The 25,319-nt window shown below is 32.3% G+C and carries 17 protein-coding genes; 12 read left to right on the plus strand and 5 right to left on the minus strand.

The window, feature by feature from the left end:
* Nucleotides 1–31: 31 nt before the first annotated feature.
* Entirely contained in the window at nucleotides 32–2,446 is a 2,415-nt protein-coding gene (locus tag GBH57_RS07550; protein ID WP_151673685.1) for an alpha-ketoacid dehydrogenase subunit alpha/beta, read from the minus strand.
* A 93-nt stretch (nucleotides 2,447–2,539) separates the two neighbouring features.
* Complete coding sequence (locus tag GBH57_RS07555) at nucleotides 2,540–2,767, minus strand: hypothetical protein (protein WP_151673687.1); 228 nt, start codon at nucleotides 2,765–2,767, stop codon at nucleotides 2,540–2,542.
* Nucleotides 2,768–2,982: 215 nt separating this feature from the next.
* Between GBH57_RS07555 and GBH57_RS07560 the strand changes: the two genes are divergently transcribed.
* The gene (locus GBH57_RS07560; protein WP_151673689.1) at nucleotides 2,983–4,977 is read left to right on the plus strand and encodes a phage tail-like protein; all 1,995 of its coding nucleotides are present in this window, start codon (nucleotides 2,983–2,985) and stop codon (nucleotides 4,975–4,977) included.
* Nucleotides 4,978–5,045: 68 nt separating this feature from the next.
* Here the strand turns inward: GBH57_RS07560 and GBH57_RS07565 are convergent, their stop codons facing one another.
* The gene (locus GBH57_RS07565) at nucleotides 5,046–6,254 is read right to left on the minus strand and encodes an aminotransferase class I/II-fold pyridoxal phosphate-dependent enzyme (RefSeq protein ID WP_151673691.1); all 1,209 of its coding nucleotides are present in this window, start codon (nucleotides 6,252–6,254) and stop codon (nucleotides 5,046–5,048) included.
* A 183-nt stretch (nucleotides 6,255–6,437) separates the two neighbouring features.
* Between GBH57_RS07565 and GBH57_RS07570 the strand changes: the two genes are divergently transcribed.
* The 4 genes from GBH57_RS07570 to lpdA all read left to right on the plus strand — a co-directional run bounded on the left by GBH57_RS07570 (nucleotide 6,438) and on the right by lpdA (nucleotide 10,696).
* Nucleotides 6,438–6,896, plus strand: coding sequence for an Lrp/AsnC family transcriptional regulator (locus GBH57_RS07570; protein WP_151673693.1), 459 nt, complete (start codon nucleotides 6,438–6,440; stop codon nucleotides 6,894–6,896).
* On the plus strand, nucleotides 6,893–7,543 hold the full coding sequence (locus GBH57_RS07575; RefSeq protein ID WP_151673695.1) for a CPBP family intramembrane glutamic endopeptidase: 651 nt from the start codon (nucleotides 6,893–6,895) through the stop codon (nucleotides 7,541–7,543). The genes GBH57_RS07570 and GBH57_RS07575 overlap by 4 nt, the downstream gene beginning before the upstream one ends.
* A gap of 49 nt (nucleotides 7,544–7,592) precedes the next feature.
* Nucleotides 7,593–9,185, plus strand: coding sequence for a S41 family peptidase (locus GBH57_RS07580; protein WP_151673697.1), 1,593 nt, complete (start codon nucleotides 7,593–7,595; stop codon nucleotides 9,183–9,185).
* A 110-nt stretch (nucleotides 9,186–9,295) separates the two neighbouring features.
* On the plus strand, nucleotides 9,296–10,696 hold the full coding sequence (gene lpdA, locus GBH57_RS07585; protein WP_151673699.1) for a dihydrolipoyl dehydrogenase: 1,401 nt from the start codon (nucleotides 9,296–9,298) through the stop codon (nucleotides 10,694–10,696).
* 108 nt (nucleotides 10,697–10,804) lie between these two features.
* Here the strand turns inward: lpdA and GBH57_RS07590 are convergent, their stop codons facing one another.
* Both GBH57_RS07590 and GBH57_RS07595 read right to left on the minus strand, forming a co-directional pair.
* The gene (locus GBH57_RS07590) at nucleotides 10,805–12,022 is read right to left on the minus strand and encodes a phage tail-like protein (RefSeq protein WP_151673701.1); all 1,218 of its coding nucleotides are present in this window, start codon (nucleotides 12,020–12,022) and stop codon (nucleotides 10,805–10,807) included.
* A 299-nt stretch (nucleotides 12,023–12,321) separates the two neighbouring features.
* Complete coding sequence (locus GBH57_RS07595; protein ID WP_151673703.1) at nucleotides 12,322–15,792, minus strand: TraB/GumN family protein; 3,471 nt, start codon at nucleotides 15,790–15,792, stop codon at nucleotides 12,322–12,324.
* 292 nt (nucleotides 15,793–16,084) lie between these two features.
* On the opposite strand from GBH57_RS07595, the gene GBH57_RS07600 reads away from it, so the two are divergent.
* The 7 genes from GBH57_RS07600 (at nucleotide 16,085) to GBH57_RS07630 (ending at nucleotide 25,308) form a co-directional block, all read left to right on the plus strand.
* Nucleotides 16,085–17,380 (plus strand): anthranilate synthase component I family protein, encoded by a 1,296-nt coding sequence (locus GBH57_RS07600; protein ID WP_151673705.1) that lies wholly within the window; start codon nucleotides 16,085–16,087, stop codon nucleotides 17,378–17,380.
* Nucleotides 17,381–17,431: 51 nt separating this feature from the next.
* Nucleotides 17,432–18,742, plus strand: a complete 1,311-nt coding sequence (tilS, locus tag GBH57_RS07605; protein WP_151673707.1) for a tRNA lysidine(34) synthetase TilS — start codon at nucleotides 17,432–17,434, stop codon at nucleotides 18,740–18,742.
* Nucleotide 18,743: 1 nt separating this feature from the next.
* Entirely contained in the window at nucleotides 18,744–20,690 is a 1,947-nt protein-coding gene (locus GBH57_RS07610; RefSeq protein WP_151673709.1) for a protein-disulfide reductase DsbD family protein, read from the plus strand.
* Between the two features lie 371 nt (nucleotides 20,691–21,061).
* A complete protein-coding gene (locus GBH57_RS07615; RefSeq protein ID WP_151673711.1) occupies nucleotides 21,062–22,051 on the plus strand; it encodes an alpha/beta hydrolase in 990 nt (329 codons plus the stop codon).
* A 339-nt stretch (nucleotides 22,052–22,390) separates the two neighbouring features.
* Nucleotides 22,391–23,377, plus strand: a complete 987-nt coding sequence (gene pfkA, locus GBH57_RS07620) for a 6-phosphofructokinase (protein WP_151673713.1) — start codon at nucleotides 22,391–22,393, stop codon at nucleotides 23,375–23,377.
* A 44-nt stretch (nucleotides 23,378–23,421) separates the two neighbouring features.
* Complete coding sequence (gap, locus tag GBH57_RS07625; protein ID WP_151673715.1) at nucleotides 23,422–24,417, plus strand: type I glyceraldehyde-3-phosphate dehydrogenase; 996 nt, start codon at nucleotides 23,422–23,424, stop codon at nucleotides 24,415–24,417.
* Nucleotides 24,418–24,432: 15 nt separating this feature from the next.
* The gene (locus GBH57_RS07630; RefSeq protein ID WP_151673717.1) at nucleotides 24,433–25,308 is read left to right on the plus strand and encodes a BadF/BadG/BcrA/BcrD ATPase family protein; all 876 of its coding nucleotides are present in this window, start codon (nucleotides 24,433–24,435) and stop codon (nucleotides 25,306–25,308) included.
* Nucleotides 25,309–25,319 lie beyond the last annotated feature (11 nt).

Genomic DNA, 25,319 nt, shown 5'->3' on the forward strand with positions numbered 1-25,319 from the left:
TTAGATAAAAAAAATGAATTAACACTGCAATTTATCTCAATTTTGGAAATTTACTTGGATTAGCTTCGTGCATTATCTCGTAAACCTTCTCAAACACATCCTCAGTTGATGGCTTACTAAAGTAATCTCCATCAGTTCCATAAGCTGGTCTGTGTGCTTTAGCAGCAAGTGTTTGAGGTTTACTGTCTAAATATTTATAACCGTCTTGATTGTCTAGAATTTCAGAAAGAATATATGAACTAGCTCCTCCAGGAACATCTTCATCAATTACCAATAGTCGATTTGTTTTCTTCACACTTTCTACCATGTCTTTATTAAGATCTAGTGGTAACAGTGATTGAACATCTATGACTTCTGCATCAATACCAACTTGTAATAACTCACGAGCTGCTTCTTCAACAATGCGTAACGTACTTCCGTATGACACTAATGTGATATCATTTCCTTCTTTCACAGTTTCAACAACTCCAATAGGTGTTTTAAACTCTCCAAGATTTGTAGGAAGCTTTTCTTTAAGTCGGTAACCATTTAGACACTCTATAACCAATGCAGGCTCATCAGTATCTAGTAAGGTATTGTAAAAACCAGCGGCTTTTGTCATATTTCTAGGAACAAGAATATACATTCCTCTTAGTAAATGTATTAAACCGCCCATTTGTGATCCACTGTGCCAAATACCTTCTAGACGGTGTCCACGAGTTCTAACAATAAGGGGGGCTTTTTGCTTCCCTTTAGTTCTATATTGTACAGTAACAAGATCATCACTCATTATCTGTAAAGCATATAAAATATAATCTAGATATTGAATTTCAGCAATAGGGCGAAGGCCTCTCATTGACATTCCAATTCCTTGTCCAAGAATAGTAGCTTCGCGAATACCTGTATCACTCACACGCATTTCGCCATATTTTTCTTGCATTCCTTCAAGACCTTGATTTACATCACCAATCTCTCCAGCATCCTCTCCAAAAATTAAAACTTCAGGATGTTTACTGAAAATTGCATCAAAATTATCACGTAATACTACACGTGCATCAACTTCTTCAGCACCATCTTTATAGGTTGGTTGTACTTCTGAAATACTCGGTGCATTATCACTAGCTTCACTATACAAATGACTACTATAATGAGGTTGAATAGTTTCGAAATAATTGTTTAACCAATCTTGAATTTGTCTTTTTTCGGCTGAAGTTTCACCTACTACATATCGTAATGCTTTTCTTACTGTTGAAGCAATTAATCGTCGTTCAGGTTCTTTTTCGCCAGCAAGATCATTTTTAAGTTTTTCAATAAAGTTTTTATTAGAAGAACTTTCAGCAAGATTAGTTAGTAATGTTACTGCTTCATCTTGTTCTCTTTTTTGTGGAGAAGAATAAGCTTCCCAAGCTGCTTTTTTACCTTCTCTAACTTGTTTTTTTATGTCTTTATCAATTGCATCAAGTTCATCTTCAGTAGCAAAGTTGTTTTTTAAAATCCATTTTTTAAATTGAACATTACAATCGTATTCTCTTTCCCAAGCTAGACGGTCTTTACTTTTATATCTCTCGTGAGATCCAGAAGTGGAGTGTCCTTGAGGTTGAGTTAATTCTTTCACGTGTATTAAAACTGGTACATGCTCATCTCTTGCTATTGTAGATGCTTTTTGATAAGCTTCTACTAATTGTGGATAATCCCATCCTATAACTCTAATGATTTCATAACCTTTAACGTCATTATCTCTTTGAAATCCTTTTAAAATTTCAGAAATATTTTCTTTAGTTGTTTGATGTTTTGCATGAACAGAAATTCCATACTCATCATCCCAAACGCTCATTACCATAGGTACTTGTAATACACCAGCGGCATTTATCGTTTCCCAAAATAGTCCTTCACTTGTACTAGCGTTTCCAATTGTTCCCCAAGCAACTTCATTTCCGTTAGTAGATAAATTACTGAAATTATCTAAACCGTCAACATTTCTAAAAACTTTTGAAGCTTGTGCAAGACCTAAAAGTCTTGGCATTTGGCCAGCAGTAGGAGAAATATCTGCGCTACTATTTTTTTGTTCTGCAAGATTACGCCAAGACCCATCTTCATTAATTGATTGAGTAGCAAAGTGACCACCCATTTGACGACCACCACTCATAGGGTCTGAATCCTTAGTAGTATCACCATATAATCCAGCAAAAAATTGCTGAATACTCAACTCGCCAATAGCCATCATAAAAGTCTGATCGCGGTAGTATCCACTACGCCAATCTCCATTTTTGAATGCTTTAGCCCAAGCTAGTTGTGGTATTTCTTTACCGTCACCAAAGATTCCAAATTTTGCTTTTCCCGTTAATACTTCTCGACGGCCTAACAAACTACATTCCCTACTGGTTACAGCAAGTTTATAATCGTTTATGACTTCAGCTTTGAAGTTTTCAAAAGAAATTTCAGTTTCAGATTTTGGGTCTTTTTGCATTGGTTTTTGGGTTATTGTTGTTATTACAAAAGTAGCTAAAATGGTAGTGTGAAACAATACTAAAGATTTGCGACTTTCGTAAAATTTTACTAATTATTTTGAATATTCAGTAATTTTAGCGCTCAAATTAACAATAACAATACGAATCAATAATATGAAAGGTGTTCCGTGGAGCACAACATCAAACCAATCTTTAAGGGTCATTCCTTCGGCACCTCCGACTATCCATTTAATTTTTCCCCAAAGATGTGGTTCTGGAAAAAAAGGGGCTAAACCAAGTGTTAGGCATAATAGTATGATTAGTTTCCAATTGTTTAACATTTCGGTATTATTAAATATTATCTATCAAAAATATGCTTATTGATTTAATTTTTAGAATAATGAATCGATAAGATAGTAAGTAACGTATGTATTTGTAGACTTACTTTATCTGTTTATTTGTTATTTAATCGAAAGTGTATTCCTAAGTGTTTGATATTTATTGACTTGAGATGTTGATTTGTTATTTTTGCATGGTATTTGTATAAGAGTTTATTATGAAAAAAATTATAAGTATTTGTTTAGTGTTAATTACTTATGTGAGTTTTGCGCAAGTTGGTATTGGTACTACTTCTCCAAGAGCTTCTTTAGAAATTTCTAATAGTGGTCAAGGCGGTGTTTTAATACCTCAATTTACTTTAACAGGAAACAATGACACTACAACTGTAGTAAATCCACAATCAGGTCCACTTGTTACAGGAACCTTAGTTTATAACACTACTGCAACAACAGGATTAAATGCCCTAGATCAAGGTTTTGTTTATTGGGATAACACTTTGGGAATTTGGGTAAATATTAATACTGATACTCAAGATCATGATTGGTATAAAGGTACTACTAACAACTTAGCTTTAGATATAACAGATGATATTTACACAGAAGGAAAAGTTGGTATTGGTAAAAATCCACCAAGTTATACATTAGATGTATTGTCTGAAGAAGGTTTAAGAGGAATAAATTTAGATCTTGGCGGATCTCAGGATGGAACTCTAACAGGAATGTGGAGTACATTTACAAACACAGGTGTTGGTTCTCACACTGCATATAAAACATCTATGAATGGTACTGGTAATGGAGCTCAAAATGGTTTTGTAGCTAATATAGTTGCAGCTAGTGCATCTGTTCAAGTAGGAACAAATAACTCTCTAAGTAATTCTGGTACAGGATCACAATATGGAACTAGAAATACTATTTCTGGAATTGGAAGCGGACAGCGTCGTGCAGTTTATAATATTGTTCAAGGTAGTAGTACTGCTAATCAATATGGTACTTGGAATACTGTAAATGTTGTTGGTGATAACTCTCATTTTGGAACATTCAACCAAATGGCAAATATTGGAAATGGTATTCATTACGGTACTTATAATTCCATGTCTGGTACAGGAACTGGTAAACAATATGGAGTTTATAATATACATGGAGGAGCAGGTACTGGCGAGAGAATAGGTATTTACAATATTGATGTAAACTCTGGCTCTGGAAGACATTATGGTGTTTTGACAGATTTGAGAGGTGATGGAACTGGAGAGATGATTGGTACTAGAAATAACATAAGGAATACAGGTAACAGTACTCATTATGGAGTTCGAAATGAATTACAAGGTGAAGGAACAGGTACTCATTATGGTACTTTTAATTTACTTTCCGGAGATGGAACTGGATCTCAAAGAGGAATAAATAATACTATAACTAACACTGGAGATAACACTCACTATGGAGTAAATAATACTGTTTCTGGGATTGGTTCAGGCTCACATTTTGGTGTTAATAATGTAGTAAATGGTCCTGGTACAGGGTCACATTATGGAACTAATAATCAAATAAGTAGTACTGGTAATGGTACAAAAATAGGAACCAATAATAATATTAATAATTCTGGTAATGGTAATCATTTTGGTTCTAAAAACTCTTTAGGGGGATCTGGTACAGGAAATAAATATGGAAGTCATAATGTTATTGACGCAAGTGTTGGTGGTACACATTATGGTATTTATTCTAAAGTAGAAAAAGTCGGGTCTTGGGCAGGATATTTTATTGGTAATACAAGGATTAGTGGAAATTTAGAAACTACAGGACAAATATCTGCAAATAATTATGTTTCCAATTCAGGTTCTTCTGGGTATGCCGATTATGTGTTTGAAAAATATTATGATGGTTTTTCAAAAATAAATAAGGATTATACTTTTCTAAGTATTGAAGATGCAGAAGCATTTGTGAAAGATAATGGTCATTTACCTGGTGTGACATCATATAAAGAAGTAAAATCTAATAATTATAATTTTAGTTTAAGTGATCTTTCTCTTTCTAGTTTAGAAAAGATTGAAGAGCAGTTTTTATATATAGTTGAACTTAAAAATAATATTAAAACTCAAAATGATAAAGTGAATTCTCAAGAAAAAGAATTAATTTCATTATCAATGAGAGTAGAAAAACAAGAAGAAGAATTACAAAAGTTAAAACAAATGATGCTTGATCTAAAACAAGAAAACTAATTAATCATTGAGGGTAGTTCTGAAATAAAAAAAGGCTCTAATAAATTTTAGAGCCTTTTTTTTTAATGTTATACAACTCCAACTTGAACCATACAATCACGCATCATTGCGTATGTACGTTCTATATCTGCATCAAGTCCAATTGAAAAACGTATTAACCCATCGCTTAATCCCATTTCTTTTTGTTCGTCTTCAGGTATTTCTGAAGATGTAGAACTTCCAGGAGCACTAAATAATGTTTTGTAGAAACCTAAACTCACGGCTAAATATCCTAAATTCTTTTCTTGCATTAATTCCATTAAGGCATTTGCCTTCTCTAAAGAACCTGCATCTATAGTTAGCATTCCACCATAACCATATTTATCATTCATCATTGAATTATAAAGCTCATGTCCTGGGTGAGATTTTAAACCTGGATACACAGTGCGCAATCCATCTTTTTCAAATTTTTCAGCTAAGTATAGTGCATTATGACTGTGTTGTTGCATTCTAATATGTAGAGTTCTTAAGTTTTTAAGAATACTTGCAGCTCGTAAACTATCCATTGAAGCTCCAAGTAGCATACAAGCACCATCATTAACATTACGAAGTGTATCAATTAATTCTTGGCTCCCACAAACAACACCACCCATAGTATCACTTGCACCATTAATAAACTTAGTTAAACTGTGCATTACAACATCTGCTCCTAATTTAGCTGGTGAAATAGTTAAAGGAGAAAAGGTATTATCAACTAATAATTGTAAGCCGTGTTTTTTAGCAATTTTAGCTAGCCCTGCTATATCAGCTATTTCTAATAATGGGTTAGAAACACATTCACAAAATATAATTTTAGTTTTAGGAGTGATGGCAGCTTCAACAGCTTCAAGTTTTGTGATATCAACAAATGACGTTTGAATATTTAATCTAGGAGTAAAATTTTTAAGAAAAGCATATGTACCACCATAGATTGTTCTACTAGAAACAACGTGATCACCAGCTTCACAAAACTGTAAAATAGTAGGAGTGATTGCACCCATACCACTTGCAGCAACATTTGCAGTTTCAGTTCCTTCCATTGCAGCTAGTGCTTCGCCTAAATAAAGGTTAGAAGGAGTAGAGTGACGAGAATATAAGTAACATCCATCTGCATTACCTTCAAAGGTATCAAACATAGTTTTTGCAGAAAGAAATGTGTATGTTGATGAATCAGAAATAGAAGGGTTAACACCTCCAAACTCTCCAAAATATTGAAGATCCTGAATATTATTTGCTGGTTTAAATTTTGTATCTTTCATAATAATTAAGGTAGTTTAGTGAAATTTTGTTAGTTTATATTATACACCAAAACTAAACAACCTTAGAAGATAAGTCACTACATTAAAGTTATTATAGTTAATTAAACTAATTTAAGGGAAAATGCCTGTAAATTAATAAGCTCAATAAATTATAATACTGTAGTTTTATGAAAAATTTTCTAAATGAAATTGGATTCTATCGATAAAGGATTATTGCGTTACCTACAAGAAGATGCAAAACAGACCAATAAAGAGCTTTCAGCAAAATTAAACTTGTCTGTTACAGCAGTTTATGAACGTATTAAAAAATTAGAACGATCTGGACTTATAAAACAATATGTTGCTATTCTAGACAAAAAGCAATTGTCGCTTGGTTTTATGGTTTTTTGCCACGTAAAACTAGCCCAACATACAGAAGCAAATATTACAGACTTTGAAGCTGAAGTTTCAAAACTTCCAGAGGTTTTGGAATGTTTTCATGTTAGTGGAGAATATGATTATTTGTTAAAAGTTGTGGTGGAAGATATGGATGCTTTTAGAACCTTTATGATTAACAAACTAACATCTTTAAATCATATAGGGAGTACACAGAGTTCATTTAATATTAGTGAAGTTAAAAATAGTACAGCAATAAGTATATGATAAAAAGTCGTGCGTTTTTAATTGGAGAGTTTTTATTGTTGTTTATTTTATTACCATTAAGCCTTACTGCACCTATGGCAATTTGGATAAAAGTTGCATTAGTGCTTTTAGGTTTTGGATATCTATTAATGGTACTTCGGAAATTTGAAAATTTAAAATTTCGGATTCATAAAAATTTAAATCGGGCATCTTTTTTTAAACGAATAGCAATTACTTTTACGACAATAATCATTTTAACGATATTATTCGTAAGGTATAAAGACCCATCTGCGTTATTTTATGTGCCTTTGAATAATCCTTTACTATTTGTAACAATCCTTTTGTTTTATAGTTTACTTTCAGTGTGGCCACAGGAGATAATATATAGAACATTTTTCTTTGAACGCTATGTTTCACTTTTTCAGTCAAAATTTACTTTAGTGGTAGTTAATGCAGTGGTATTTTCACTTGCACATCTTTTCTTCAAAAATATTCTAGTGATTATTTTAACTCTTATCGGAGGTATTTTATTTGGGTTAACTTATATAAAATACAAGAGTACCACACTGGTTTCTATAGAACACGCACTTTATGGAAATTGGCTATTTACAGTAGGAATGGGGGAGATGTTAGCATTTCCAGGGATGGAGAATAGTACTACGATGTAACATTAGATACTAATAGCCGTCATATTTACGTAATTATAAAATCTACTTAATGATCAAAAAGGCACTATTACTAGCACTTACGGCGACTTCAATTATTAGTTGTAAAAGTGTGGAGCGTTATAATGAAGAGGTTACCAAAAAGCATAGCGTAGTTGCTTTAAAAGAGGATGTAGCTAAAGCTTATTTCAAACTTCAGCAAAACCATCCTCGTCTATATCAATATATTTCTAAGGATGAATTAGACTATAAATTTGATAGTTTACAAAATACCATTAATGAACCCTTGACAAGTATGGAGCTTTATTTGAAATTAGCGCCCGTTGTTAAAACTGTTGGGCAAGGACATATTTCGGTAATTCCTCCACAAAAGAGAAGAACTAAAGAAGAACGTAAAGCTAATAAGAATAAAAAATTTGATTTTTTCACGAGCGAATTTCAATATGTTGATAATCACTTAATCCTTGCAAGAGCTACAAATGGAGATTCATTATTAGTAGGAAGCGAATTAATTTCACTAAATGGTGAGACACCACAGGAACTCATTAAAGATTATAATAAGAATGTAGCAAGTGATGGATATAACAAAACACTTTTTGAAAGCTTTGTAGGAAAACGATTTCAAAGATATTATGCAAGAGATAAAGGTTTTATAGATAGTTTAAATGTTACCTATAAATTGAAAGATTCTGTTTTTAACCGAAAGTACAATTGGATTGATAAAAAGGCTAAAAAAGATAGCACAAAGGTTGATTCACTTAAAATTTCGGCTTCGCCAAAAAGACTGACTAAAGTAGCACGAAAGGCGCTTAGGAAAAAGAATAAACAAAAAAGAAAGGATCGTTCTAAATACGGCTATATCCCGCAAATAAAAGCAAATACTAGAGAAATGACTTTTGTAGGGAAGGATAGTGTAACTGCTTATATGAAAATTAAAGGATTCACAAACGGAGATTATGAGGCATTTTATGAAGAGAGTTTTAAATTATTAGATAGTCTTCAAACAAAAGATTTAATTATTGATTTACGAGATAATGGTGGAGGTAGAATTGCCGAAATTAATGATCTTTATAGCTATCTCGCTCAAGAAGATTTTACTTTTATTAATGAAAGTGAAGTAACTACAAGAACTCCAATATTGAATATGTTTATGAGTAATGCTAAAAGTCCCGTATCTCAAGGTTTTGCAATATTATTCTCACCAATTATAGTTGCACACAACTTATTAAAAACAAAAAAACGTGATGGTAAATTATATTATAAATTTAGACAATCGAAAGTACAATCGCCTCACGAACAAAATTATAATGGAAATGTATATGTTTTAATAAATGGTAACTCATTTTCAGCATCATCTATATTATCTACAAATTTAAAGGCGACGAAAAGAGCAACATTAGTTGGTCAAGAAACTGGTGGTGCTTATAATGGTACTGTTGCGGGTTTATTTAAACCTTATAAGCTACCTACTTCTAAAATTATAATAAATATGGGGCTTATGCAGGTAGATGCACCTTATAAAGTTGAGCCTGATGGTTATGGGGTAACACCAGATATAGAAATTAATACAACACTCGCTGACTTGGAGTCTGGAAATGATCCAGTAATTAATTGGGTGCTTAACTCGATAGAGGAGAGAAAATAACATAATCTTAAATACTATTATTTCCTTGTTAATAGTAGAGTTTGTACCTTTGTCTTATACTTTAAACGCCCATTATTTTGGGTAATTTCAATTTTAAAAATACAATAGAGATGTCAAAATATGATGTAGCAGTAATAGGTTCAGGACCTGGAGGTTATGTAGCAGCAATACGTTGCGCACAATTGGGAATGAAAACAGCAATCATTGAAAAATATAATACTCTAGGTGGTACGTGTCTAAATGTTGGGTGTATACCTAGTAAAGCATTATTAGATTCATCACACCATTATGAAGATGCTATGAAGCATTTTGAAGAGCACGGTATTGAAATACCTGGTGATGTTAAAATCAACTTTGAAAAAATGATTTCTCGTAAAGCTAGTGTTGTTGATCAAACAACAAAAGGTATCGAGTTTTTAATGAGTAAAAATAAAATTGACGTTTTTACGGGAATGGGAAGCTTTATAGATGCAACTCATATTGAAATTAAAGGAGATAAGAACGAAACTATTGAAGCTACTAATACTATAATTGCAACAGGAAGTAAACCTTCTACATTGCCATTTATTACATTAGATAAAGAACGCGTTATAACATCAACTGAAGCTTTAAAGCTAAAGGAAATACCTAAACACATGATAGTGATAGGTGGTGGTGTAATTGGTCTAGAATTAGGTCAAGTGTATCGCAGACTAGGAGCAGAGGTTTCTGTTGTAGAATATATGGATCGTATTATACCTACAATGGATGGAGCTCAAAGTAAAGAGTTAATGAAAGTTATGAAAAAGCAAGGAGTAAAATTCTTCCTTTCTCATAAAGTTTCTGCAGTAGAAAGAAATAACGATGAAGTTACTGTAACTGCAACAAACAAGAAAAATGAGGAAGTAACTTTTTCTGGTGATTATTGTTTAGTATCGGTAGGTCGTAAGCCTTATACTGATGGTTTAAAAACTGAAAATGCAGGAGTAAAGGTTACTGAAAGAGGACAAATTGAAGTAAATAATCAATTACAAACTAACGTTTCTAATATTTATGCAATTGGTGATGTAATTAAAGGAGCTATGCTTGCTCACAAAGCAAGTGAAGAAGGTGTTCTTGTAGCCGAAATATTAGCAGGTCAAAAACCTCACATAGATTATAACTTAATTCCTGGCGTAGTTTACACTTGGCCAGAAGTTGCAAGTGTAGGTAAAACCGAAGAACAACTTAAAGAATCTAAAGTAGACTATAAATCTGGACAGTTTCCAATGCGTGCATTAGGTAGATCAAGAGCAAGTGGAGATACTGATGGATTCGTTAAAATACTAAGTGATTCTAAAACTGATGAAATTTTAGGGGTACATATGGTAGGTGCTCGTTGTGCAGATTTAATTGCTGAAATGGTAGTTGCAATGGAATTTAGAGCAAGTGCAGAAGATGTTGCTAGAATGAGCCACGCTCACCCTACATATGCTGAGGCAGTTAAAGAAGCAGCCCTAGCTGCAACTGGAGATAGAGCTTTACACGTATAAGAAACTTACGAAACACAATAAAGGCAAAAAGCTGAACAACGTTACGTTGTTCAGCTTTTTTTTTAAAACTTTTAAATAGTTCTACGCCTCAAAAAAAACTTTTATAAATTATTGTAAAATTGGGGTAATATTAAATTTGATACTTCCAGGGACGATAGTTGAGTTTGTAAAATTAGAAACTCTAACTTTTACTGTATTTGCTGCAGAAATATAACAACTCCACGTTAATCCGGCTGGTAAAACAGTTTCTGGGGCACAAGAACACGACATTCCTAATTGAGCTCCTGCAATATAAACTCCCCAAGAATCTACACTATTTTGAGCAGGGACATTATAATAGATATTAGCTGATGTTGTACTTGGACCAGAACTTGAACTAGAAGAACTTCCGTTAATTACACTTCGAGTACCTGAGTTATTGGTAAAGTATAGATTGGTACCGTCATATTCTAAAGCACCTCTTTCAGGTGTTGATAAAATTGAACCAGACGTTAATTTTATAGGTGCTGATTGAGCATTAGAACCACCAGCTCTCAAATGTAATGTTGCTGTAGGGTTAGATTCAGATATTCCTGTATTTCCATTATTTCTTACAACAATTCGTTCTTGCTGTGAAGTTGAACCTTGGGGTGTTGTATTAATGACAAAACGTGAAGGTGTACTTCCCGGTGTTGCAATTCCATCCATGTAAAACCTAAAACCACCATTTTCTCTAATTGTACTACCATCGTGGGTTTTTACAATAAAGGAACCTATTTCTCCATTTGCAGCTAGAGCAGAAGGGGATTCTAAAGTACCTCCAGTATTATAAAGTATAAAATTAGGAGGATTTGGATTGGCACTTGTAATTTGAAAGTCATTATCTCCAGGCCCTTTAAATTCAAAACGTTCAACTGGGTCATCTGTTCCAAAACCTATTCTACCATCGTTGGTTATTACCATGTCCGTTCCTGTTGCTTTTGCTCTTAAAGCATAAATTAAATCGTCCCCTGAAGGATTAACTCCTGGTTTCCATTCTTCGGCTCCAATAGGAACCCATTTTGGAGTAGATAAATTATTATCCCAATAATGAAATCCTCTAGAGTATCCAGGAATATCTTGAGTTAAAAATGCCATCATACCATCCTGATCTGAATTAGGTGATACAGATGGAAATTGACTTACGCGAGGTATTAGTATACCATCAGTGCTAGAAGGGGTAGTTGAACTCGATGCAGATATATCTAAAAGTGACTTAGGATCTGAATTGTTTACACCAACTTGTGCAATACTTGATAAAGTTATACAGAAAGTAGCAGCTATAGCTAATTTGATATTACTAAACATAATCATAGGTTTTATTATTGAAGTTTGGGACTTCAAGAGCAAAATTAATGCTAAACCATTGATTTAATTAATAATAGCTGATAATTCAAAACTGTATTCGTTTAAAAGTTGTATAAACTCGACAAGATGCTCATTGAGTAGGAATTCATTTACATTTTTTTTAAAAAATAGGTCAAAACACGTTTTTTTATCCTTAAAAGGTTCTGTTAAGAGTGTTTTTTTTGTTTTAATAGACTCATTTTGAGTAATTAACAAAAAAAAAGACATTATGAGAATTAATATGTATTTGAATTAATAATCTAATCTTTAACTACGTTAAGTTCATTTATGCTTTCTACTACTTGTGTTTTCCAATCTTCTTTTTGTATTTCCCAAGTAGCTATTGCTTCACTTGTCTCTAAATTAGATATATCTGCTTTTGTAGCTATGGAGTATCCTAAATATTTCTCGTTTGGTTCTTCTTCCATTATATAATTGTAAACATGATAGAGAGTACTTTTAACAGTAACATCACCTAAATAGGTTACTTTATCTGGATAGGTATCATATTCATAACCAACGGCATTATATAAACCTAATTGACAATACGATGTAGACTCTAAATATTCAATCGGAATTAACTTAGATTGATCAGTTGCAATAAGTGCTTCCATTACTTCAAACCTTGAATATAATCTGTGTAATTTATCTATTAAAACCTTTTCAGGAATGTCAATATTTAAGTTAATTGCTGTAATTAATGCTGTAGTTTGTACCCAGTTTTTTGGCTCTTGTCCTGTTGCTAATGTTAACAGCGTTTCAGTAGAAATAGGATCTTTAGAGGATTCCGCTTTTATAATGTTTACGTAATTATCAACCAATGTATAATTAATATATGGATATATTTTACGCTTTAAAGTATCTGCATATCTTTTAGAATCTTCGATAAAATGTTCTTTTAATTTCTTTTTAAATGATGGAATTTCATGACTATAAATACTGTCATTTAATATGTAATTTGAATACAACCTAACTAGTTTATCGCGATAAAGCTCATTGTCTAATAGACTGATTAGTTTATTTTCTTCATTTATTAAAAACTGTGCACTATCTGGTATGTACTCAAATACATCAAACGAAGAATCACTTGTTCTTGTAGGTGGGTTTGTTTGAATAAGCTCCATAAATAGTTGTTGTGAAGCAGGTTGCGTGAATGCTCCTAAAGTACTTAAGGCAGATATTTTCAAGTCATTATCAGATTCTTTATTATAAAATTCGACAATTTTTTTAGCTGAAATACTCATATCTAAAGTAGATAACTCATCTAAAATGCGATACTTAACTCCGAAATATTCTCCTTTATCCAAAAAGTTAGTGTCTAGATTATCGAGTAATATTTTATTATCAGCTTTATCAAAAACATAGTAATCAAAGGTTCCGGCTGCACGACTAAAAGTTATGGAGTCTTTAGATTTTAAATCTTTAAAAATATCTTTCGTTTTTGAAGCAGCGATATCAAACTTTTCTTTTGTCTTAAGAATTTTAAACGTGTTGAAAAACTTCTGTGAACGATCAATTTCACCTTCACCTAAATAACATAGAAGTGTAAATAAATTATCATTGTGTTGTAATACTAATAAGCTTTGTCTAACTAAAGTAATTTCGTTGAATATAGTTAATTGCTTTGCAGGTTGATTATTAATTATTACATTTTTAGAGTCAATTAAAGTATCTCCCCATTCCATTAGTTGTTCGGAATAATCATCAATATATTGTTGTTTAGAAACACTTTTAGCAAATTCTTTTAATTTCGTTTTTTGAAGTAAATATGCTCCACCAGAGGTAGGGTCTAATCCACTTAATATTTCAGTAAAAACAAATTCCGAATCATTATCATATTCACTTACCGAATCTCTTACAATTTCACTTGGAAATGAAATTTCATAGCTATTATCAATCTTTAAAGTTTCAGGAAAAGTAGGGTTTTCAAAAGGTTCTAATGTAAACGACTTTAGGTATCTATAATCCTTGCTAACTTCAACTCCTGGTTTAAGTGATTGTGATAATAATAAGTAAACTCTGTTACCTCTAAATATTATTGTACCGCGTGTGTGGTACTTATCTGAAAGTAACACTTCGTAGTTTATTATTTTATTTCCATCGATGGTTTCTTCAGTAGGTTCTCCAATTATGGTTCCTTTTTGATTAAAATAATTATCGAATTCTTGTTTAAAAAGCGATTCGTCTTGAAGATAATAGCCATTGGGTTGATCATTATAACGAAACAAGTTGAAAATACTTTTTTCAGTATCCAAAACCGTAAATATTTTGAGATCATATTCTACAGAAGGATCATCTGGGCTAGGAGTAGTCTGGGAGATATCCTTAGTGTCTCCAGGAACTTCTATGCTAAAAGCTCCTAATTTATCTGTGTGTACTTTCCAATTTACAGCAGGCAGTTCTGGTTCAAAAACTTCAACCGAATCAAAAAAAGCATCTACATAAGTAGACTCAATTTCCTTAGCCTCTCCATCTACATTAAAAACATAGAGATAGCGGCCATTATAATAAATTTGCATTCTATTGTTTTTCCCTTCAGTTTTTGCTATTACTTGAGTAACATCAAAACCTTTGTTTTTAAAAGTTTTTCTTGATATGAGAGTTACATGTTCTTTTAACAATTGGTTTTTTATCAACTCATCAACAATTTTGTATCCTTCAGGATATGTTGCTTGGCTAGTATCGAAAGCAAAATATGAAAACTCACTTCCAGAAAGTAAGTCAATTGAAGTAATCATATTTTTTCCTTTTCCCATTGGTATTTCCGATCCTTTTGTTGGCATTTTTAAGGAATATCCTAGAGTTCGGTCTTCGTGTAAAATCCATTTTTCTACTTTAGGAATAAGTTCGAATGTAGAATTGTCTTTTTCAAAAGTTGCAGGAACCTGAGTTACGGTAAATCCTTTTTTTCTCAATAAGTTAATTACACCATTATCACCAGGTAAATGAGCAGCTCCCACAGCAGAGAATAGACTTTTAGTATTCATAATTGAATCCATACTTTTCACCATTTTATTATTACGCGATAGCATAACTGGATCGTTAGTATCATATTTCTGAATGTAATTCTGTATTAGTTTTAAGTCTCCTTGATAGTAAAGAGATGTCATTTCTTCGAGCGTTTTATCTTGTTCTTCTTGATCGTTTTCTATTAAATATAGAACACCATCTCTCAGTTCATCATCAGTTATATCCTCAATATTTGGAAACTGATCAGTTAACTCTTCTAAGCCAGTAATTTCTTTATCATAGTTATAGGCAATGCTATATAAAAATGCATCTAGGAAAGTACGTCTATCATTAGGTCTATCAATTTCTTTAGTCAACATCGATTCAATCATAAAAGGATGTTGTAGAGGAAAACTATCTAAATCAACTTCATTAATTTCATAAAAACGCTCCTTCAATTTCTTATACTCTTCTTTTGAAAGTACTTCTTTATAAGCATTTTTATAATCTGAATTTAAGAAAGTGCCAATTAATGCGTCCGATACAATTTCGGGATTAATTTCAAGGGCAAATACATTGGTGCTTTTAATTGCAGGAATGAGGGCATCTGGAAATTGAAAAGCTCTATTATCTTTGATGTGCATAGTCCCAAAAAGATATGATTTTTGCGAACTATTGTTTTTTGATATTTCCCATAACAATTGATAATTTGGTCGTTCCTGACCAAATGTGAAATAACTTATAAAAAGGACAAGCAGACTTAGGATGTATTTCTTTCTCATCCTTGAAAAATACTAAAATGACAGGAATTATTTCCTCTAAATTAATAAGTTAACTAATTAATTTTTTTGATTATAAAATCAACAACTTCCTAAATTGATGTGTCTTTTGTTTAGCAATGTCTGTAAGTTGTTACATTTCAGACTTTAATATGGAGATTGTTTGGATTTATTGTGATTTATAAGAAATTTTAATGAATTATAATCTGGTCAATTAATTAGCATCTTATTCTAATTGTAAAATTTAAATCATTCAATTAATTAGTATTTTAGCTTTCTAATAAACATCTATTTTTTGAGAGCTTATAAAACCATTTCCATTAAATTAAACTCAGCCTTAATTGAACGCATACTACAATGGGCGCAACAATTTGAAGAAGTGATTTGGTTAGATTCTAACAGTCACAATCAAAAACATAGTAACTATAATGCCATATTAGCGGTTGATGCGCTTACGGTATTAAAAACCGATGCCCATCAAGCTTTCGAACAATTAGATGAATATCAACGACTCACTAACGATTGGATATTTGGCTACCTTAGTTATGATTTAAAAAATGATGTAGAGCTATTAACTTCTAAGAATGCTGATGGCGTAGCATTTCCAGAGTTGTATTTTTTTCAGCCTAAAAAAATCTTTCTATTTTCTGAAAATGAAGTTACGCTTCAGTATATGAATATGGTTGATGATGAATTAGAAAGTGATTGGGAAGAAATTTTAAATATAGAAATTGAAAAAGCAGTTGTAAATGATGATAAAGTAAAAATTCGATTACGTACAAGTAAAGATTCCTATTACGAAAAAATTGAAGGAATATTAAATCACATTAACCGTGGTGATATTTATGAAGCTAATTTCTGCCAAGAATTCTTCGCAGAGAATACCAGTATCAACCCGTTGAAATCATTTCTTCATTTAAATGAAATTTCTAGACCACCATTTGCCACTTTTTTAAAGCTAGAATCTAATTATGCCTTATCAGCTTCTCCGGAGCGATATATTAAAAAAGTAGGTTCAAAATTAATTTCACAACCCATAAAAGGTACTGCTAAAAGAGCAGCAACCTTAGAAGAGGATGAGTTGTTAAAACAGCAATTAGAGCAAGACCCAAAAGAGCGAAGCGAAAATATAATGATAACAGATCTTGTTAGAAACGACCTTTCTAAAATTGCAGCTAAAGGTTCTGTAACTGTTGAGGAGCTTTGTGGTATTTACACATTTGACCAAGTACATCAAATGATATCAACAATTACCTGTGAGGTTCCTGCTTCAATCTCACCAGCAACCATATTAAAAAATACTTTCCCGATGGGAAGCATGACTGGTGCTCCTAAAGTAAGAGCAATGCAATTAATTGAAGAATTTGAAGATGCTAAACGTGGTATATATAGTGGAGCAATAGGGTATATTTCGCCAGAAAATGACTTTGATTTTAATGTCGTTATTCGCAGTATTTTATACAATGAACTAAAAAAATACGTTAGCTTTTCAGTAGGAGGAGCGATAACTGCATTATCAACTGCTGAAGGAGAATATGCTGAGTGTTTACTAAAAGCTAAAGCTATGCGAGAAGTGCTTGAAAACGCTTAGCTTTACATATTGTTATCGTTGTAAAAAACGAAATTTTAAAACGAACAACCATTGATCAATCAATTTCAATCTCACCTTTCAAAGACATTTCCAGATTTAAAAAATCAGAAAATCCTTCTTGCTTTTAGTGGAGGATTAGATAGTACAGTTTTACTAACCTTATTACATCAATTAGGGTATAATGTTGCTGCAGCACATTGTAATTTTTCCTTACGAAATATGGAGAGTGACGAGGATGAAATATTTGTAAAAACCTATTGTAAAAAACTAGGGATCCCAATTTACATTGAAACTTTCGACACTAAAACATTTGCAAACGACCAAAAGCAATCAACACAAATGGCAGCCCGAACATTGCGCTACACTTGGTTTGAAGAGTTAATGGAAAAAGAAAGTTTTGATGTTTTAGCAACTGCTCATCACGCAGATGATGATCTTGAAACGTTTTTAATTAATCTTTCAAGAGGTACAGGATTGCGTGGTCTAATAGGTATTCCAGAAACTAATAATCGCATAATTAGACCATTACTACCTTTTTCTAGAGCCGAAATTTTAAGTTGGGCAAAAATAGAGCAACTTCATTGGAGAGAAGACAGTAGTAATAGTTCAAGGGCTTATACAAGAAACCAACTTAGATTAGATGTAATACCTAATTTAAAGAAAAGTAAAAAGCGTTTTTTAGAAAGTTTTAAAACGACTAAAGAGCATTTGATTAAATCTCAAGCTTTAGTAGAAGACTATTTAAGTCTTGTCTATAATTTAATAATCACCCAACGAGAAGATGGTTATCAAATTTCAATAGATAAGCTAAAAGAGTTACCAAACACAGAGGCGCTTTTATATGAATTATTAGCTCCTTTTGGTTTTACAGATCATAAAGCGGTGTTAGATATATTAAATGCGCAAGCTGGTAAGTATGTTATTTCTCCTTCTCATAGATTATTGAAGGATAGAAACAGCCTTATTTTAACCGAAAATGTAATAAAAGAGCCAAATAAATGTCATTGGATTAAAAAAAATCAAAAAAATATCAACAATCCATTAAATATTTCTCTTACTCCTACCAATAAAATGGGGCTTACTAATCTATCTACTATTTACGTAGATAGTGAATACTTAACATTTCCGCTTTGCGTTAGAAAATGGCAACAAGGCGACGTTTTTCAACCGTTTGGGATGAAAGGAAATAAGAAACTAAGTAAGTTTTTTAAAGATGAAAAGCTATCTTTAGCAGCGAAAGAAGCACTCTGGATCTTAACTAGTGATGATAAAATAGTTTGGGTTATTGGTTATAGAGCAGATGATCGTTTTAAAGTTAGTGAAAAAACAAAAAGCATATTAAAAATTAAAATTTCAGAATAGAATGAGAAAATTTCTTGCCACCCTTTTAGTTTTAGTAATTTCATTTTCGGCTTATAGTCAAATACTAGAACCTGTAAAATGGAAAAATGAAGTAAAGAAAACGGGAGATGACACCTACGATGTCATTTTTAATGCCTCTATTCAAGAAAACTGGCACCTTTATAGTATTGAGTTACCAGAAGGTGGCCCATTCGCTACAGCTTTTGATTTTGAAAACGAAGAAAATAAATTTGAGTTGATTGGTAGCGTTACGGAAAGTGAACCACATTCTGGTTTTGATCCTATTTTTGAGATGGATGTCTCGTATCACGATATTTCAGCAACTTTTATTCAAAAAATTAAAGTACTTGACCCATCATTAGATAAACTTACGGGAGATTTAATTTTCCAAACTTGTGATGATGAGAAGTGTATTTTCCCAATGGAAACTTTTGAGATTGCTATGCCAGGAGCAAAAGCTAGTGCAGCAGATGCGGATGCTAACAGTGGTGGGGATAGCGATGATGACGAAGGAAACTCTAGAGGAATGTGGACAATATTTATTTTAGCATTTTTCTCAGGTTTTGCAGCATTATTAACACCTTGTGTGTTCCCAATGATTCCTTTAACGGTGAGTTTCTTTACTAAACAAAGTAAAAGCAAAGCAGCTGGGATTAAAAATGCAATTCTTTATGGAATATTCATCATTGTTATATACGTATTATTAGGAACCGTTGTTACTTGGGTTTTTGGAGCCGATGCTTTAAATGCATTATCTACTAACGTTTGGTTCAATATCATTTTCTTTATTTTATTAGTTGTATTTGCAATGTCATTTTTAGGAGCTTTTGAGATTGTATTACCACAATCATGGGCAAATAAAGTTGATAGTAAAGCAGACAAAGGTGGTATTGCAGGAATTTTCTTTATGGCATTAGCCTTAGCAATTGTATCGTTTTCTTGTACTGGACCAATTGTAGGTACTTTATTAGTAGAAGCAGCATCTAACGGAGGTTTAGCGCCAATTATTGGGATGCTAGGATTCTCATTAGCAATTGCATTGCCTTTTGCATTATTTGCTATGTTCCCAGGATGGTTAAACTCATTACCAAAGAGTGGTGGATGGTTAAATACTGTGAAAGTTGTACTAGGATTTTTAGAATTGGCTTTAGCATTCAAATTTTTATCGCAAGCAGATTTAGTTTTACAATTACATTGGTTGGAACGTGAAGTTTTTATAGCAATATGGATTGCAGTATTTGGTACTTTAGCATTGTACTTATTTGGAAAAATTAAATTACCACACGATTCTCCTTTACAGTTTATATCTGTAGGTAGATTAATGTTAGGTCTTGTAGTATTATCATTTACAGTGTATTTAATTCCTGGTTTATGGGGAGCACCTTTAAATTTAATAAGCGCATTTCCGCCGCCACAAGAATATAGTGAATCGCCTTATGGAGTAGGATACTCTAAACTAGGAGGTGGTGTAGCTGCAGACCATTCTAGTTTACCAGATGGAGGTCATTTAATGGCACCACATGATATTTTACATTTCTATGATTATGACAAAGGAGTAGCATACGCTAAAGAGGTTGGAAAACCTGTTATGATTGATTTTACAGGATATGCTTGTGTAAATTGTCGTAAGATGGAACAAAACGTATGGACTAAAGGAGATATTCTTTCAATACTTAAAAATGAAGTAGTACTTATTTCATTGTATGTTGATGAAAAGAAAGAACTTCCAGAAAGTGAAAAATATACAAGTGAAGAAACAGGTAAAAAAATTAAAACCTATGGTAACAAATGGAGTGATTTTCAAATAACTCGTTATAAAGCTAACGCGCAACCTTATTACGTATTAATGGGGCACGATGAAAGTAATCTTGTGAAACCTGTGGGGTATACACCAGACGTAGAGGAATATCAAAACTGGTTACGTGAAGGGATAAAAGCTTTCAAATAATTATTAAGATCTTAACTTAAAAATGCCTGTATTTAAATACAGGCATTTTTTATGTATATAAAAAATAGAGCGTTACATGTCGATGTAACGCTCTTAACAAACCTAACTTAGTAAATTATTTGATGTATTTAGAAATGACTTTTTATCCCCACAAAAAATCACTCAACATACAACATTCACTAATTCATTCCTCAAAAGTATAGCATTAGTCTATCTACTACAATAGGTATTTACACGTATTTTAATACGTATTACCCATTAAATATACTGATAACTAGTTTATTAATAGTGGTCATATTAACAAAATATTAGTGTGAAACTTGACTAGTTATTAAAAATCTAGCCTTAATTTTATAGCATAAATATTTTCTATGCGAATTTTAAGTTTAATTTTCAGTATCTTTTTTTTAATCAGTTGTTCAAATAACATTAGTGAATCTTTAAATAATTCCTCCAAAGAGACTAAAAAGACTTTTAAACCTGAAACTATCCCTTCTACTAAAATTATAAATGAAAATATAGCTGGTTCTATTGATAGGTATGATTCATTTCCTTCAAGTTTTATAAAACCTCGTACAATAGATGTTTGGTTACCTGAAGGTTATTCTCCTAAAAAGAAATATTCCGTTTTATATATGAATGATGGTCAGGATTTATTTGATCCTTCAGTAGATACGAGAAAACCAGAAATGGAAATTGACGAAACTATTACTAGACTTGTAGCTGAAGGAAAAATTAAAAACACGATTGCTGTAGGGATATATAATATTGCTAGCGATAGGAGCGAAGACTACCTTCCGCAGAAACCAATTGATAACTTACCTACAAAAACTAGAGACTCAATGCTCAAAATAGTAAGAGCTTTTGATAAAACATTTGAAATCAATTCAGATAACTATTTAAAGTTTATTACAACTGAAGTAAAACCATATATAGACGCAACTTACAGCACTCAAACTGATATAAATAATACGTATATAGCTGGCGCAAGTATGGGTGGTTTAATATCCATGTATGCTGTTTGCGAATATCCTGAAACTTTTGGTGGAGCTATAGGAATGAGCACACATTGGGTAGGAGCAATACCAACACCAGGAAACCCTTTGCCAGAACAGTTTTTTAATTATATGAAAGTCAATTTACCCTCACCAACGTCACATAAATTCTATTTTGATTTTGGAACTAATGGGCTAGATCGGTTTTATACTCAATATGAAGATGAAGTAAATGAAGTTTTTACTAACAATGGGTATACTGATGAATCACATTTCAGAAACTTAAAATTTGAGGAAGGCAATCATAATGTAGAATCTTGGATGCCTCGCTTTCCAGATGCATTAGAAATGATGTTAGGGAAATAGTCTTTCAATACTTCTTCGGAAATATTACTTGTTTAAAACCTGCACATCCTTAAAATGGAGGTTATTATTTAGGAATAACAAAGCGATATTTATTGATAATTTTTCAATAAAAATGATGCAATATTTATTGATTTAATATTTCAGCATTAAATATTTGATATAAATTCTGTAAAATATCAATTAATTTGATTGCGATTCTTTCTCAAGAGTACAAATTACACACTACAATTAACTAAAATTTCGATTTATTACTATTTCGAAAACGATTTCGTCTTAAAAAAGGGCAATTGCTAATCAAGTTTATTTGTCATTATATTTTAACAAACTATCTTTACTACAATGAAATCCACAATTAAAAAAATAGCTGTTTTAACTAGCGGAGGAGATGCTCCAGGAATGAATGCAGCAATAAGAGCCGTGGTTAGATCATGTGCTTACCATAATTTAGAATGTATTGGCGTTTATAGAGGTTATGAAGGTTTAATAGAAGGAGATTTTAAAGAACTCGATGCTCGTTCTGTAAAAAACATAATCAATCGTGGTGGTACATTTCTGAAATCTGCAAGATCTGATGGTTTTCGCACCAAAGAAGGAAGAGCTGAAGCTTTTAAACAATTAAAGAATGCGAATATTGATGCCTTAGTAACAATAGGTGGAGATGGAACATTTAAAGGAGCAATTGTTTTTAATGAAGAGTTTGATTTTCCTATAGTTGGATTACCAGGAACTATTGATAATGATATAAATGGTACAGATTTTACAATAGGCTATGATACAGCTTTAAACACCGTTGTTGAAGCAATTGATAAAATAAGAGATACCGCTAATTCTCACAATAGACTTTTCTTAGTCGAAGTAATGGGAAGAGATGCTGGAGACATTGCCATAAATGCTGGAATAGGTGCAGGTGCTGAAGAGATTTTAATTCCAGAACAAAATATGGGGAGAGATCGATTAGTTGCTTCATTAAAGCGAAGTAAACTTTCTGGTAAATCATCAAGTATTGTAGTCGTATCAGAAGGAGATCAAATAGGAAAAAATATATTTGGTCTTGCCGAATATATCCGAGAGAATTTAGAAGACTATGAATGTAAGGTAACAGTATTAGGCCATATTCAACGTGGAGGAGCTCCAAGTTGTTATGATCGTGTACTTGCAAGTAGACTTGGTGTAGGTGCCGTTGATGCCCTCTTAAACGGTGAGCGAGACGTTATGATTGGTATTGTACACAATAAAGTAGTGTCTGTTGATTTTGTTGAATCTCTCAAAGGAGCTAATAATATTGACGAAGACTTAATACGAGTAGCAGATATTACTTCAATTTAGAAATTTAATAAAATATAAAATACACACTTTAATAAGGATTGAATATGACAAAAATAGGAATAAACGGTTTTGGCCGTATTGGTAGAATAGCATTTAGAATAGCATCACAAAATCCAAAAGTTGAAGTAGTAGCTGTAAACGATTTACTTGACGTAGACCACTTAGCTTATTTATTAGAATATGATTCAGTTCACGGTAAATATCCCGGAACTGTGGAGGTTAAGGATGGTCAATTAGTTGTAGATGGAAGAGCCATTAGAGTTACAGCAGAACGTGATCCTGAAAATTTGAAATGGGGAGAGGTAAATGCTGAGATTGTTTTAGATTGTACAGGAATATTTACAGACTTAGATAACGCACAAGCACACATTACAGCTGGTGCAAAGAAAGTTGTTATCTCTGCACCTTCTAAAACAGCACCAATGTTTGTAATGGGTGTAAATCATTTAGATGTAAAACCAACAGATACAATTGTATCTAATGCTAGTTGTACAACTAACTGCTTAGCTCCATTAGCTAAAATTATTGATGATAATCTAGGTATTGTTGAAGGATTAATGACAACAGTACACGCATTAACTGCAACACAGTCTACAGTTGATCAACCATCAAGAAAAAACTACAGACTAGGTAGAAGTGGAGTTGCTAACATTATCCCTACTTCAACAGGTGCTGCTGTTGCTGTTACTAAAGTTATACCTGCATTAGAAGGGAAACTTACCGGAATGGCATTTAGAGTTCCTACTGTTGATGTATCTGTAGTAGATTTAACAGTACGAACAAAAAAATCGGCTACTGAAGAAGAAGTAAAACAGCTATTTAAAGATGCAGCAAATGGTGCCTACAAAGGAATTGTTAGTTATACAGATGAGCCTGTAGTTTCTATGGATTTTCGAAGTGACTCACATACCTGTAACTTTGATGCAGAAGCAGGGATTGCCCTCAATGACAATTTCTTCAAATTAATAGCTTGGTATGACAATGAATATGGTTATTCAGCTAAATTAGTTGATTTAACATTACACATTGCTTCTTTATAAATTTCAACAAAATAAATGATATTAATAACTGATGGAGGTTCTACAAAATGCGATTGGATATTACTAGATGAATCAGGTAATGTTATGCTTCGCACTAGAACCTTAGGTCTTAATCCTGCGGTAATTAGTGAAGATGAACTAAAGTTTAGGATTAAGGATAGTGAAGCCTTAAGAGCACTTTTTGATAAAGTAAAAATAGTTGATTTTTATGGTGCAGGTTGTGGAACAAAAACTCCAACCGAACTTCTTAAAAAAGTAATTAAATCATTATTTATAAATGCAGCCGTAACAGTTAGTGAAGATACTGTTGCGGCTGTTTATGCTGCTACCCAAGAACCAGGGGTTATTTGTATTTTAGGAACTGGATCTAATAGTTGTTACTTTGATGGAACTGAAATTCATAAATCAGTGGAGTCTTTAGGATATATATTGATGGATGAAGCAAGTGGTAATTATTACGGAAAACGCCTCATTAGAGACTATTTCTACAATAAAATGCCTGCAGTATTAGCAAAGGAATTTGAGAATAGATTTGATTTAAATGCAGATACTATTAAAGAAAATGTATACAAAAAGGCAAATCCTAATATGTACTTAGCTAGCTTTGCTGAGTTCATTTTTAATCCTGGACAAAACAGACCAGAAAACGTGATGGAAATAAATGGTTATTTTTACGCGTTAATAAGCGAAGGAATAAATAAATTTATAGAACGTAGAATACTTTGTTTCAAAGAAGCACAACATGTACCTATCCATTTTATAGGTAGTATTGCTCATTTTAGTGAAGATATTATTCGCGATTGTATGAAACCATATCACATAGAATTAGGACACATAATTCGCCGCCCCATTGATGGATTAATTGAATATTACAAACAAAAAAGGTTGTAATTAACGAAAAA

The organism is Patiriisocius marinus, from assembly GCF_008974325.1.
Classification (GTDB): Bacteria; Bacteroidota; Bacteroidia; order Flavobacteriales; family Flavobacteriaceae; genus Patiriisocius; species Patiriisocius marinus.

Bases quoted from the DNA above. Each gene is read 5' to 3' on its own strand.
- GBH57_RS07590 (WP_151673701.1), bottom strand. From the start codon at position 12,022: ATGTTTAGTAATATCAAATTAGCTATAGCTGCTACTTTCTGTATAACT.
- GBH57_RS07630 (WP_151673717.1), top strand. From the start codon at position 24,433: ATGATATTAATAACTGATGGAGGTTCTACAAAATGCGATTGGATATTA.
- GBH57_RS07550 (WP_151673685.1), bottom strand. From the start codon at position 2,446: ATGCAAAAAGACCCAAAATCTGAAACTGAAATTTCTTTTGAAAACTTC.
- GBH57_RS07615 (WP_151673711.1), top strand. From the start codon at position 21,062: ATGCGAATTTTAAGTTTAATTTTCAGTATCTTTTTTTTAATCAGTTGT.
- GBH57_RS07580 (WP_151673697.1), top strand. From the start codon at position 7,593: ATGATCAAAAAGGCACTATTACTAGCACTTACGGCGACTTCAATTATT.
- pfkA (WP_151673713.1), top strand. From the start codon at position 22,391: ATGAAATCCACAATTAAAAAAATAGCTGTTTTAACTAGCGGAGGAGAT.
- GBH57_RS07595 (WP_151673703.1), bottom strand. From the start codon at position 15,792: ATGAGAAAGAAATACATCCTAAGTCTGCTTGTCCTTTTTATAAGTTAT.
- GBH57_RS07555 (WP_151673687.1), bottom strand. From the start codon at position 2,767: ATGTTAAACAATTGGAAACTAATCATACTATTATGCCTAACACTTGGT.
- GBH57_RS07560 (WP_151673689.1), top strand. From the start codon at position 2,983: ATGAAAAAAATTATAAGTATTTGTTTAGTGTTAATTACTTATGTGAGT.
- GBH57_RS07610 (WP_151673709.1), top strand. From the start codon at position 18,744: ATGAGAAAATTTCTTGCCACCCTTTTAGTTTTAGTAATTTCATTTTCG.
- GBH57_RS07570 (WP_151673693.1), top strand. From the start codon at position 6,438: ATGAAATTGGATTCTATCGATAAAGGATTATTGCGTTACCTACAAGAA.
- GBH57_RS07575 (WP_151673695.1), top strand. From the start codon at position 6,893: ATGATAAAAAGTCGTGCGTTTTTAATTGGAGAGTTTTTATTGTTGTTT.
- GBH57_RS07565 (WP_151673691.1), bottom strand. From the start codon at position 6,254: ATGAAAGATACAAAATTTAAACCAGCAAATAATATTCAGGATCTTCAA.
- lpdA (WP_151673699.1), top strand. From the start codon at position 9,296: ATGTCAAAATATGATGTAGCAGTAATAGGTTCAGGACCTGGAGGTTAT.
- gap (WP_151673715.1), top strand. From the start codon at position 23,422: ATGACAAAAATAGGAATAAACGGTTTTGGCCGTATTGGTAGAATAGCA.